The following is a 13085-nucleotide window of genomic DNA, read 5'->3' as shown; positions in this document are numbered from 1 at the left end:
TTGGCGTTGGAGGGGTTGCCACACTCACTTAATCGTTTAAGACCCTAGTGGCAATCCGGCGCTCCAGACACACGACTTATGTCGAAATTCGACCAAAGGGGAGCGATCACCGCGTAAAACTCCCATTTTTGGCGACATATCGGTGACAGTAAGACCAAAGTTCAGGTTGCGGATATCGACGCCAATCGTTTGACTGTGACTACGCCTTAATCGATTAAGAAGCCACCATCGGACGACGTTGTGACTCTCCCCCACCCAGTCGTCCGATGCGGGTCAAACAACAACAAGTGACGAGGATCCACCATGCAACGCAAGACGCTAATCGCCTCAAGCTTCGCCCTGCTGGGAGCGGCCACCACCGCCCCTGCGATGGGCGCGGACCTGACCATCTCCTGCGGTGCGGTCGGGGCCGAACTGGAATTCTGTGAACAGGGCGTCGCTGCCTGGGAAGACAAGACCGGCCATGAGGTCGATATCGTCTCCACGCCCAATTCCTCGACGGAACGCCTCTCGCTCTACCAGCAGATTCTGTCAGCGCAGTCCGGTGACATCGACGTCTTGCAGATCGATGTGGTCTGGCCGGGCCTGCTCGGCAATCACCTGCTTGATCTGCACCAGACGCTCGGCGAAAAGGCATCGCAGGGCCACTTCAAGACCATCATCGACAACAACACGGTCGATGGCCGCCTGGTGGCCATGCCCTGGTTCACGGATGCCGGGGTGCTCTACTACCGCAAGGACCTGCTGGAGAAATACGGGTTCGCACCTCCCGAGACATGGCAGGAGCTGACAGAGACTGCCACGCAGATCCAGGCAAAGGAACGCGAGGCCGGCAGCGAGAAGATGTGGGGTTACGTCTTCCAGGGGCGTGCCTATGAGGGCCTGACCTGCAATGCGCTGGAATGGGTCGCCAGCAACGACGGTGGCGCCATTGTCGATGCCGATGGCGAGATCACCGTCGACAACCCCAATACGGCCTCCGCTCTCGACCTGGCCGCCAGCTGGATCGGCGAGATCACCCCGCAGGGGGCGCTCAATTATTCCGAGGAAGAAGCCCGCGGCATCTTCCAGTCCGGCAACGCCGTCTTCATGCGCAACTGGCCCTACGCCTGGTCGCTGACCCAGAGCGATGACAGCAAGGTGGCTGGCAAGGTCGGAGTGGTCAAGCTGCCCCACGGCGCCGAGGGAGAAAGCGCGGCGGCGCTGGGCGGCTGGAACCTGGCGGTCTCGAAGTACAGCGAGACCCCCGAGCTCGCCTCGCAGCTGGTGGCCTTCCTCACCGGTGAGTCCGAGCAGAAACGCCGGGCCATCCAGGCCGCCTACAACCCGACCCTCACGGCGCTGTATCAGGACGAAGAGGTGCTCACCGCCGTGCCCTTCTTCGGCACGCTCTACGACACCTTCACCAATGCCGTGGCACGTCCGTCTGCCGTCACCGGTGACAACTACGGCCAGGTCAGTAACGCCTTCTTCAATGCGACCCACAGTGTGCTGAGCGGCGAGCAGAGCGGCGCCCAGGCCGTGGCTCAGCTGAAGGGCGAGCTGGCTCGCATCAAACGTCGTCGCTGGTAACCCGGGAGGTTTCGCATGACAACCACGCTCAATGAGTCAGTGCCGACGGACACGCCCTCGGCCCGGACCCGCAAACGCGGCACCAAGGTCAGACGCCAGCGGGTACGTGCGGCCTGGACCTATCTCGCGCCGATGCTGGTCGCGCTGGCCCTGGTGGCCGGCTGGCCACTGCTGAGAACCTTCTATCTCAGCCTGACCGATGCCTCGCTCTCGGACACGACCGGCGCCGCCTTCATCGGCTTTGAAAACTATCTCGTGAAGGACGACGGCGTCTGGTACGGCCTGCTGGCTGACCCGGTGTGGTGGAATTCCGTCTGGAACACCGTCTATTTCAGCGTCATCTCGGTGTCGTTGGAAGTCGTCTTCGGCATCATCGTGGCCCTGCTGCTCAACGCCGAATTCAAGGGGCGCATGCTGGTCCGCGCCGCGGTGCTCATCCCCTGGGCCATCCCGACCATCGTCTCCGCCAAGATGTGGGCCTGGATGCTCAATGACCAGTTCGGGATCATCAACCACCTGCTGATGGGGCTGGGGCTGATTGATGCGCCCCTGGCCTGGACGGCGGATGCCGATCTGTCGATGTGGGCCGTGATCATGGTCGATGTCTGGAAGACCATCCCCTTCGTGGCACTACTGGTACTCGCCGCGCTGCAGATGCTGCCCAAGGACTGCTATGAGGCCGCCGAGGTCGATGGCATCCACCCGGTGAAGGTGTTCTTCCGTGTCACCCTGCCATTGATCACCCCGGCCCTGCTGGTCGCTGTGATCTTCCGCCTTCTCGATGCACTGCGCGTCTTCGATGTCATCTATGTGCTGACCTCCAACTCGTCGAGCACCATGACCATGTCCATCTACGCCCGCCAGCAACTGGTGGAGTTCCAGGACGTGGGCTACGGCAGTGCCGCCTCCACGATGCTGTTCCTGATCATCGCGCTGGCCGTCGTGGTCTACCTCTACCTTGGCCGCCGCCAACTGGGAGTGGAGAAATGAATCAGACTCCGATGAACCGCTACCAGCTGACCCGACTCGCCAAGCATGTCGGCAAATGGGCCTTGATCGCCATCATCATCGTCTACGCCGTGTTCCCCTTCTATTACGCGGTGATCACCTCACTGAAACCGTCCAGTGAGCTGTTCGAGGTCAACTACTGGCTGACCTCTCTGGACTTCAGCAACTATGCCCAGATCTTTGCGCAGAAGAGCTTCCTACAGGCGATCGGCAACTCGATCCTGATCGCCTTGAGCGTCGTGTTGATCGCGCTGCTGCTGGGCATCACCGCCTCCTATGCGCTGGGGCGCGTGCGCTTTCGCGGCCGCTCCACCGTGATGCTGATCATCCTCGGGGTCTCGATGTTCCCTCAGGTCGCGGTGCTCTCCGGGCTGTTCGAGGTGATTCGCAGCCTGAATCTCTACAACAACCCCGGTGGCCTGATTCTCAGTTACACCATCTTCACGCTGCCCTTCACCGTCTGGGTACTGACGACCTTCATGCGTCAGCTGCCCATGGAACTGGAAGAGGCCGCGATCATGGACGGCGCCACACCGTGGGAGACCATCACCAAGGTCTTCCTGCCCCTGATGTGGCCGGCCATGGCCACCACCGGGTTGCTCGCCTTCATCGCGGCCTGGAACGAGTTCCTGTTCGCCTTGACCTTCACGCTGACCGACAGCGAACGCACCGTGCCGGTCGCCATCGCCCTGATCTCCGGCGGCAGCCAGCATGAGCTCCCCTGGGGCCCCATCATGGCCGCCTCCGTCACCGTCACCATACCGCTGGTCATCCTGGTGATGATCTTCCAGCGCCGCATCGTATCCGGCCTGACCGCCGGCGCCGTCAAAGGATAATTTTCATGTCATTGCTCGAAGCCCAAATGCAGACCTCCTCCAACTGGTGGCGCGGTGGCGTCATCTACCAGATCTACCCGCGCAGCTTCCTGGACAGCAACGGCGACGGGATCGGCGATCTGCCGGGCATCACCGCCAGACTCGATTACGTGGCCTCCCTGGGCGTGGATGGCATCTGGCTGTCGCCCTTCTTCACCTCTCCGATGCTCGACTTCGGGTATGACATCAGCGATTACCGTGATGTCGACCCGATGTTCGGCACCCTGGAGGACTTCAAGGCCCTGCTGGAGCGCGCTCACTCGCTCAATCTCAAGGTCATGATCGACCAGGTGATCAGCCACACCTCCGACCAGCACCCCTGGTTCCAGCAAAGCCGTCAGGACCGCACGAATGACAAGGCCGACTGGTTTGTGTGGGCAGACCCCAAGCCCGATGGCACGCCGCCCAACAACTGGCTGTCGATCTTCGGCGGCTCGGCCTGGACCTTCGATTCGCGCCGCCAGCAGTATTACCTGCATAACTTCCTGACCAGCCAGCCCGACGTGAACTTCCATCACCCGGAGGCCCGTCAGGCTCAGCTCGACAACATGCGCTTCTGGCTGGAACTCGGCGTCGATGGCTTCCGACTGGATACCGTCAACTTCTACTTCCACGATCAGGCTCTGCGCGACAATCCGCCAGTGCCAGCAGGCGAAGCCAAGACACTGGGCGCGCCGGATTCCAACCCCTATACCTGGCAGCGCCACGTCTATGACTTGAGCCGCCCGGAAAATCTCGACTTCCTGAGAGACCTACGTGCCCTGATGGATGAATACCCCGGCACCACCACGGTCGGTGAAATCGGTGACGACAAGCCGCTGGAGCGCATGGCGGAATACACCGCTGGGGGCGACAAGCTGCACATGGCCTACGGATTCGATCTGCTCAATGCGCCGCATTCCGCAGGCTATATCCGAGAAGTCATCGAGCGCTTCCAGCGCCTGGCCGGTGATGCCTGGCCATGCTGGGCCCTGTCAAACCACGACGTGGTGCGCAGCGCCACCCGTTGGGGGGCCCACGAAGACCCGGTGTCCTACCCCAAGGTCGCCCTGGCCATGGTGTTGTCACTGCGCGGCAGCGTCTGCCTCTACCAGGGTGAGGAGCTGGGCCTGCCAGAAGCCGAGGTGCCCTTCGAGCGTATTCAGGACCCTTACGGCAAGGTGCTGTGGCCGGAGTTCAAGGGCCGTGATGGCTGCCGGACCCCCATGCCCTGGCGTCAAGCGGCGCAAGGGGACTTCTCAAGTGTCGAGCCTTGGCTACCGATCGATGAGCGCCACCTGCCACTGGCCGTGGCCAACCAGGAAGACGACGCTAACTCTGTGCTTCATGCCACGCGGATTCTGCTGAACTTCCGCCGTCAGCATCCGGTCTTGCGTGAGGGGGACATTCAACTGGTCGACGTGGGGGACGAGCTTCTGGGCTTCCTGCGTGAGCATGACGGTCAGCGCATGCTGTGCCTGTTCAATCTCACAGGCACTGAACTAAGTACCGCGCTGCCGCAAGCCTACGCAGGCGGCGCGCGTCTTCTCAAGGGCACGGGTTTCACTGCCGAACTGGATGAGGCTCAGCCCCAGACAGCGCGCCTGGTACTGCCGCCCTATCAGGCTGCCTTCCTGGCACTCGACTAACCTTCTTTCGAAAGCCGGTGCCGAGCACCGGCTGGGAGTCGCAAGATGACAAGCGTAACCCTCTCCAAGATCAACAAGACCTTCGGCAGCACGCACATCATCAAGGACCTGGACCTGAAGATCGGCAGCGGAGAATTCGTGGTCTTCGTCGGGCCGTCAGGCTGTGGCAAGTCGACCTTACTGCGCCTGATCGCCGGGCTGGAATCGATCACCGAGGGTGAGATGCATATCGCCAACGATCTGGTCAATGACCTCCCCCCGCGTGAGCGCGGCGTGGGCATGGTCTTCCAGTCCTATGCCCTCTACCCGCACATGACGGTGTACGAGAACATGGCCTTCGGCCTCAAGCTTGCCAAGACCGACAAGGAAAGCGTCGAACAACGCGTGATGGAGACGGCGCGCATCCTTCAGCTCGAGGAGTTGCTGCACCGCAAGCCCAAGGCGCTTTCCGGCGGCCAGCGACAGCGCGTCGCCATGGGGCGCGCCATGGCGCGTGAGCCGAAGATCCTGTTGTTCGATGAGCCGCTCTCCAACCTGGATGCCTCACTGCGGGTGCAGATGCGCAATGAGATCGCCCGCCTGCACCACCGCCTGGGCTCCACCATGGTCTACGTCACCCACGACCAGGTCGAAGCCATGACCCTGGCCGACAAGATCGTGGTACTGCGTGATGGCCGTATCGAACAGGTCGGCAGTCCCCAGACACTTTATCAGGCACCGGCGACCCGCTTCGTGGCCGGCTTCATCGGCTCCCCGACCATGAACTTCCTGCCGGCGGAGCTATTGAGCAGCGATGCCAATAACTGTCGCATCACGACGGCCGGGATCGGCGAGCTGGGCCTGCCTCGCGATGCCGGTAGCGAGCGCGTTGGTAGCCGTCTGATGCTGGGGGTTCGTCCCGAACACCTCTGCCTGGAAGAGGCCCGTGGCGACAACGCCTTCGAGATCGTCAACGTCGAGTACCTGGGCAACGAAGTCTATGTCTATCTGGATCCGAAAGTCGGCGACAGCCTGCTGATCCACCGCAGTGAAGCCCCCAGTCAGTGGAAGATCGGCCAACGCGTCGCGCTGGTGCCGGACCTGGAGCACGTGCATCTCTTCGACAGCCAGGATCGCGCGCTGAGCCTGACCCAGCAACGCCAGGCAGCCTGACGTTCAGGGCCTGTTCTGCAGGGCTTTTTCTCGAGGGCCTGGCAGCCAGGACTGAGTGTCCAGCGCCTGCTCACGGCGCCTCAGGCCAACCGCTTCATTCTCCGCAAGGACCCCACGGGCGGGAGCCATGGTTCCCGCCCAGGAGACTCGCATGTCCACGATTCGAGACACCCAGGTGTCGGCCCACGATTGGTGGCGCGGCGCCGTCATCTATCAGATCTACCCGCGCAGCTTTCAGGACAGCAATGGCGATGGCATCGGTGATCTGCCGGGCATCCTCGAGCGCCTGGATTACATCGCCTCGCTGAATGTCGATGCGATCTGGCTATCCCCCTTCTTTACCTCGCCCATGAAGGACTTCGGCTATGACATCAGCGACTATCGCGATGTCGACCCGATGTTCGGCACCCTGGAGGACTTCGACCGTCTGGTCGAGGCAGCGCATGCGCGCGGCCTGAAAGTCATCATCGATCAGGTGCTCTCACACACCTCCGACGCCCACCCGTGGTTCGAGGAAAGCCGCCAGAGCCGCGATAACCCGCGCGCCGACTGGTATGTCTGGGCAGACCCCAGACCCGATGGCGCACCGCCCACCAACTGGCAATCGATCTTCGGGGGCTCCGCGTGGCAATGGGACACTCGCCGCTGCCAGTACTACCTGCACAACTTCCTGATCGAGCAGCCGGACCTCAACTTCCATCACCCCGAAGTCGTGACGGCCATTCTTGAAGAAGTGCGATTCTGGCTGGAGCGGGGGGTGGATGGTTTCCGCCTGGACGCCATCAACTTCTGCACACATGGTGAGCTAAAGGATAACCCGCCGCGGCGTGAGATCGCCGAGGGCTTCATTGGCGTGCGCCCGGACAACCCCTACGGCTATCAACAACATCTTCACGACAAGACCCAACCCGAGAACCTCGCCGTTCTCGAACGGCTGCGGAGTCTGCTCGATGAATACCCCGGCACCACCAGCGTTGGCGAGGTCGGCGACGATGACTCCTTGCGCGTCATGGCCGAGTACACCCGGGGCGACCAGCGGCTGCACATGGCCTATTCCTTCGATCTGCTGACCGAGAACGCCTCACCCGGCCACCTCCTGGCGACCCTACAGACGATGGAAGCGCAGATCGGGGACGGCTGGCCGTGCTGGGCGCTGGGAAATCACGATGTCACACGTCTGGCAACGCGCTGGGACGCCGAAGCCTCGCCGGCGCGCCTGCGCCTCTATCTCGCCTTCCTGCTGACCCAGCGCGGCAGCGTCTGTCTGTATCAGGGCGAAGAACTGGGGCTGAGTGAAGCCCAGCTACGCCATGACCAGTTGGTGGACCCCGCCGGCATCACCTTCTGGCCACGCTACAAGGGACGCGACGGCTGCCGGACGCCCATGCCGTGGCAGGCCGGTGAGTCACATGCGGGCTTCTCTCGCGTGTCTCCCTGGTTGCCGGTTCCCGACTTCCATCATGCCTTGGCCGTCGACCATCAGGAACACGACCCGGCATCGCTGTTGAATGCCAGCCGGGAGCTGCTCGCCTTCCGCCGCCGTCACCCCGCCCTCAGCCGAGGAGAGATCCACTTCCACTCGCTGCATGAGGAAGTCATCTGCTTCACGCGTCTCTCAGGCGGCGAGTCGTTGCTGATCGCGCTCAACTTCTCTGCTCAGGCCCTGACTCTGGAGACCGCCTGGCGAGCGGAAGCCCTCGAGGATGCCCCCGGCATGATCAATGGTCACTGGCAGGCAGGTCGCCTGACGCTGCCGCCCCACGGCGTTGCCATCGCGCGCTGTGTTGGCGAGGTGCACTGAATCTCCCGCTTGCCGATCACGCGACTCACAAGGAGGTCATGATGACCCTGTCTCAACTCGATCCTCACGCACGCCTCGACTGGTGGCGTGGTGCCACGATCTATCAGATCTACCCCCGCAGTTTCATGGATGCCAACGGCGACGGCATCGGCGACCTGGCCGGCATCATCGAGCGCCTGCCCCATGTGGCCAGCCTCGGCGTGGATGCCATCTGGCTGTCCCCCTTCTTCACCTCGCCGATGAATGATTTCGGCTATGACGTCGCGGACTATCGGGATGTCGACCCGATGTTCGGCCACCTGGAGGATTTCAAGCACCTGGTCTCGCAAGCCCACCAGCTGGGGTTGCGCGTGATCATCGACCAGGTGCTGTCTCACAGCTCCGATCAACACGTCTGGTTCCAGCAAAGCCGTCAGGACCGCCACAACGCCAAGGCCGACTGGTATGTCTGGGCCGACCCGCTCCCGGATGGCAACCCGCCCAACAACTGGATGGCAGCCTTCAGTGGTCGCGCCTGGAGCTTCGATGCCAAGCGTCGCCAGTACTATCTGCACAACTTCCTGGCCAGTCAGCCGGATCTGAATTTCCATCATCCCGAGGTGCGCCAGGCGCAGCTGGACAACCTGCGCTTCTGGCTGGATCTGGGGGTGGACGGCTTCCGCTTCGACGTCGTCAATTACTACTTCCATGACCGCGCCTTGACCGACAACCCGGCGATGGCGCGCGAAGGCGTCAACCCGGGCAACCCGCAGAGCTATCAGCGGATGCAGCACAATATCGAGCAACCGGAGAATCTGGCGTATCTGGAGCGCATCCGCGACCTGCTCGATGAGTACCCGGGCACCACCAGTGTCGGCGAGATCGCCGGCAATGACCCTCTCCCGACCATGGCTGCCTATACCGCCGGCCAACGCCGCCTGCACATGGCCTACACCTTTGACCTGCTCAACAGTGATGGCGATGCCCGCGCGCTTTACGACGTGCTGACGCGCTTTGCCGAGCAAGGCGAAGACACCTGGCCTTGCTGGGCCCTGTCCAATCATGACGTGGAACGCAGTGCGACCAGCTGGGGAGAATCGCGCGCCCTGCTCGCCCTGACGGTGTTGTGTTCGCTGCGTGGCAGCCTGTGCCTCTATCAGGGAGAAGAACTGGGGCTTCCCGAAGCGGAGCTGGCCTTCGAGGACCTGCAGGACCCCTTCGGCATCAACCTGTGGCCCGAGATCAAGGGCCGCGATGGCTGTCGCACGCCGATGGTCTGGGATGACAGCCTGAACGGTGGGTTCAGCCGCTGCGCGACGAAGTCCGGCGTTGAGGCCACGCCCTGGTTACCGGTCTCCCCACGCCAGTTGCCATTGTCGGTGGCGCAGCAGGAAAACCGTGATGACAGCTTCCTGTCGCGAGCACGTCGCCTGCTGCGCTATCGCGGGACCAGCCAGGTGCTGCGCGAGGGTGATCAGACCCTGATTGCCCCCGAGCGGCTCCCGGACAACGTCTTCGCCAGCGTGCGCCAGCATGGAGCGCAACGCTTGCTGTGTCTGGCACACCTCGGGACAGGCGATACGCCGAGCGTGATCGACCCGAGTCAACTGGCGCCAGATATCACCACCTGGACCACCCTCGAGATCGCCGGTGTCACGGCGACACACGCCTCTCACCACCCCCTGTCGCTGATGCCAGGCAGCGCCATGTGGCTCGCCCTCAACTGACGCCTGGCAGATTCGATGCTTCACGGGATGCTCGGTGGATGACGGTCATCCCGGACGCCGCAACAACAATCACAATGATGGAGTCGCACGCCATGCCTTCTGTTATCAGCACCCCACGCCAACGGATGCTCACGACCCTCAAGGGTAGCGCCGGTGCCCTGTTGTTGAGCGGGGCCTCATTGACGGCACCCCTCGCACTGGCCACCGAGGTCACGATTGCCTGTGGCCCTGGCGGAGATTCCGACATGTGCCCGGAGCTCGCCCAGCAATGGGCTGAGCAATCCGGCAATCGTGTCAATGTGATCTCCACTCCCAACGACACCACCGAGAAGCTCTCGCTGTATCAGCAGCTGCTGAGCAGCGGCTCCAGTGACATCGACGTGCTGATCGTCGACATGGCGTGGCCAGGGCTGCTCGACGATCACCTGGTCGACCTTTCCCGCTATCTGCCCGACGACGCCACCGAGGGCTTCTTCCCCGCGCTGGTCGACAACGGCACCGTAGAGGGACGTCTGGTGGCCATGCCCTGGTACACCGACGCAGGCGTGCTCTATTACCGCAAGGACCTGCTGGAAAAATACGACCAGCAGGTGCCGGAGACCTGGCAGCAACTCACCGAGACGGCGCGCACGATCCAGGCGGCGGAACGTGACGCCGGCAATGCCGATTTCTGGGGATACAGCTTCCAGGGGCGCGCCTACGAGGGGCTGACCTGCAACGCACTGGAGTGGGTCGCAAGCCAGGGCGGCGGCACCCTGGTGGATGATGCCGGTGAGGTCACCATCGACAACTCGCGCGCCGCCGAGGCACTCGATCTTGCCGCCTCCTGGATCGGCAGCATCGCTCCGGAAGGTGCGCTGAATCATACCGAGGAGGAGTCACGTGGGTTGTTCCAGTCGGGCAATGCGCTGTTCCTGCGCAACTGGCCCTATGTCTGGAAGCTCAGCCAGGCCGAGGGCAGTCCGGTGGCAGGCAAGGTCGGCATGGCCCCCCTCCCGCATGGCCCGCAGGGCGAGTCACGCGCAACCCTGGGCGGTTGGAATCTTGCGGTATCACGCTACTCGGAGCACCCACAGGCCGCAGCGGAGCTGGTCGCCTACATCACCGCCGCCCCGCAGCAAAAGGCCCATGCCATGAAGATGGGGCGCAACCCCACCATCGAACACCTCTATCAGGATGACGAGGTGCTGGCGAGCAACCCCTCGATGGGGGAGCTCTATGAAGCGCTCAGAACCGGCGTCGCGCGCCCGGCCTCGGTGACGGGCGATGCCTACGCTCGCGTCTCCAATGCCTTCTTCAACCGCACCCATCAGGTGCTGTCGGGCGAGGAGACCGGTGCTCAGGCGGTGGAAGCGCTCGGGAGAGAACTCACCCGCATCGGACGCCGCGGCTGGTAACGCCAACGGCCTCACCCCGCCAGGCCTTGCGCCTGCAGACTGATGACGCCCGGAAGGTCTCGCGCAGAGACGCGGGGCCTTTCCGGCGCTCTAGCATGCCCGTGACCCCTGCCGCCTCGACAACAAGGATCGTGCAATGACATCTACCCAACTTCATCGCCATGCCGCACACGACTGGTGGCGCGGCGCAACGCTCTATCAGATCTATCCGCGCAGCTTCATGGACGCCAATGGCGATGGTGTCGGCGATATTGCCGGCATCATCCAACGTCTGGACTACCTCGCGACCCTGGGGGTGGACGCCATCTGGGTCTCCCCCATCTTCACCTCGCCCATGCAGGACTTCGGCTATGACGTCTCGGACTACCGTGACATCGATCCCCTGTTCGGCACTCTGGAGGACTTCTCGCGGCTCGTCGCCCGCGCACATGAGCTCGGGCTGGGCGTCATCATTGATCAGGTGCTGTCACACAGCTCCGATCAGCATGCGTGGTTCCGGGAAAGTCGCCAATCCCGGGACAATGCCAAGGCTGACTGGTATGTCTGGGCGGACCCGCGCCCGGACGGCGGTGCGCCCAACAACTGGTTAGCCGCCTTCGGTGGCCCGGCCTGGACCTTCGATTCACGGCGCTGCCAGTATTATCTGCACAACTTTCTCGCCAGCCAGCCGGACCTGAACTTTCATCATCCGGAGGTGCGTCAGGCACAGCTCGACAATCTGCGCTTCTGGCTGGAGCTGGGCGTCGACGGGTTCCGCTTCGACACCGCCAACTTCTATTTCCATGACCAGGCGCTGACGGACAATCCGCCGTCCTCGGACGACTACCGTAGCCGTGGGCATCCCCGCAGCTATCAACTGCTGAAACACAATGCGGATCAGCCAGAGAATCTCGACTATCTGGAAGAGATTCGTGCCCTGCTGGAGGAATACCCCGGCGCCACCAGCGTCGGCGAGGTTGGAGGCAGCGACCCGCTTCCCGCCATGGCAGCCTACACCGCGGGCCAGCACCGCCTGCATATGGCCTACACCTTCGACCTGCTCAACAGCACGGGCGATGCCGTGGACTTGCACGCCGTTCTGGCACGCTTTGCCGAGCATGGCGAAGACGCCTGGCCGTGCTGGGCATTGTCCAATCATGATGTTCCGCGCAGTGCCAGCCGCTGGGGGAGCGCACGCGCCTTGCTGGCTCTGACGGTACTCTGCTCATTGCGGGGCAGCCTCTGCCTCTATCAGGGCGAAGAGCTTGGATTCGAGGAAGCGGAGCTGAGCTACGCCGAGCTGCAGGACCCCTTCGGAATCGCGCTATGGCCCGAGGTCAAGGGACGCGATGGCTGTCGCACGCCCATGGTGTGGGAGCCTCAACGCAATGGTGGTTTCTGCGCCGACTCTCTGTCGCCCTGGCTTCCCGTCCATGCCCCTCATCAGTCACAGGCGGTCTCGCTGCAACAAGAGGCGCCCGAGAGCCTGCTGAATCGCGTTCGCAAGCTGCTGGAACTGCGACGTGAGAATGCGACGCTGAAGACGGGGCAACAGACACTCATCTCTCCTTCCGTGCTGCCGAAGGGAGTCTTTGGCGTGATACGCCACACCCCTCACCAGCAGATGGTGTGCCTGGCCAATCTGGAACACGAGACAGATCACGACCCGGAACACGACAACGCCCCCGTCATGCTCGACCTGCCTGCCCTGCTGGGCTCGCGAATGCCTCATGACCAGCATCATGACCCGATAGAGGTCGTCTCGTTGCCCGGCATGGCAACGCCCTCGCTTGAAGCAGGCCAATTGAGCCTGGCGCCGGGGATGGCAGCCTGGCTGGTCGTGCCAGCCGATACCTCACAAGAGCAGGACCGCTAGCAGGCGTTGCCCGGCTGGACGCCTTGTGCGCAGTTGACCGCTCGTTCGACCAACTCCCTCACTTTCTGGGCATTTCTGGTACGTGGCGATA

General features: G+C 62.9%; 9 protein-coding genes. All 9 read left to right on the top strand.

From position 1 onward, the window contains the following. The first annotated feature begins 303 nt into the window (after positions 1-303). The gene (locus tag ACZYGA_RS12825) at positions 304-1572 is read left to right on the top strand and encodes an extracellular solute-binding protein (protein ID WP_474373357.1); all 1269 of its coding nucleotides are present in this window, start codon (positions 304-306) and stop codon (positions 1570-1572) included. A 15-nt stretch (positions 1573-1587) separates the two neighbouring features. Further along, the gene (locus ACZYGA_RS12820; RefSeq protein WP_175090552.1) at positions 1588-2562 is read left to right on the top strand and encodes a carbohydrate ABC transporter permease; all 975 of its coding nucleotides are present in this window, start codon (positions 1588-1590) and stop codon (positions 2560-2562) included. Between the two features lie 11 nt (positions 2563-2573). Next, the gene (locus tag ACZYGA_RS12815) at positions 2574-3416 is read left to right on the top strand and encodes a carbohydrate ABC transporter permease (RefSeq protein ID WP_084208934.1); all 843 of its coding nucleotides are present in this window, start codon (positions 2574-2576) and stop codon (positions 3414-3416) included. A gap of 26 nt (positions 3417-3442) precedes the next feature. After that, a complete protein-coding gene (locus ACZYGA_RS12810; RefSeq protein WP_286987845.1) occupies positions 3443-5083 on the top strand; it encodes an alpha-glucosidase family protein in 1641 nt (546 codons plus the stop codon). 45 nt (positions 5084-5128) lie between these two features. Beyond that, positions 5129-6235: an ABC transporter ATP-binding protein gene (locus ACZYGA_RS12805; RefSeq protein WP_175090554.1), complete on the top strand. Its 1107-nt coding sequence runs from the start codon at positions 5129-5131 to the stop codon at positions 6233-6235. 151 nt (positions 6236-6386) lie between these two features. Beyond that, positions 6387-8036, top strand: coding sequence for an alpha-amylase family glycosyl hydrolase (locus tag ACZYGA_RS12800; RefSeq protein ID WP_024950906.1), 1650 nt, complete (start codon positions 6387-6389; stop codon positions 8034-8036). A 38-nt stretch (positions 8037-8074) separates the two neighbouring features. Continuing rightward, complete coding sequence (locus tag ACZYGA_RS12795) at positions 8075-9742, top strand: alpha-amylase family glycosyl hydrolase (RefSeq protein ID WP_432704829.1); 1668 nt, start codon at positions 8075-8077, stop codon at positions 9740-9742. Between the two features lie 125 nt (positions 9743-9867). Next, positions 9868-11139 carry an ABC transporter substrate-binding protein gene (locus tag ACZYGA_RS12790; protein ID WP_024950908.1) on the top strand — a complete coding sequence of 424 codons (1272 nt, stop codon included), beginning with the start codon at positions 9868-9870 and terminating at the stop codon, positions 11137-11139. 136 nt (positions 11140-11275) lie between these two features. Further along, positions 11276-12994 carry an alpha-amylase family glycosyl hydrolase gene (locus ACZYGA_RS12785; RefSeq protein ID WP_479399279.1) on the top strand — a complete coding sequence of 573 codons (1719 nt, stop codon included), beginning with the start codon at positions 11276-11278 and terminating at the stop codon, positions 12992-12994. Positions 12995-13085: the final 91 nt, after the last annotated feature.

It is taken from the genome of Cobetia sp. BL01, assembly GCF_056493605.1.
The sequence above is the reverse complement of the archived record's forward strand: the minus strand, read 5'-3'. Positions and strand labels throughout refer to the sequence as shown.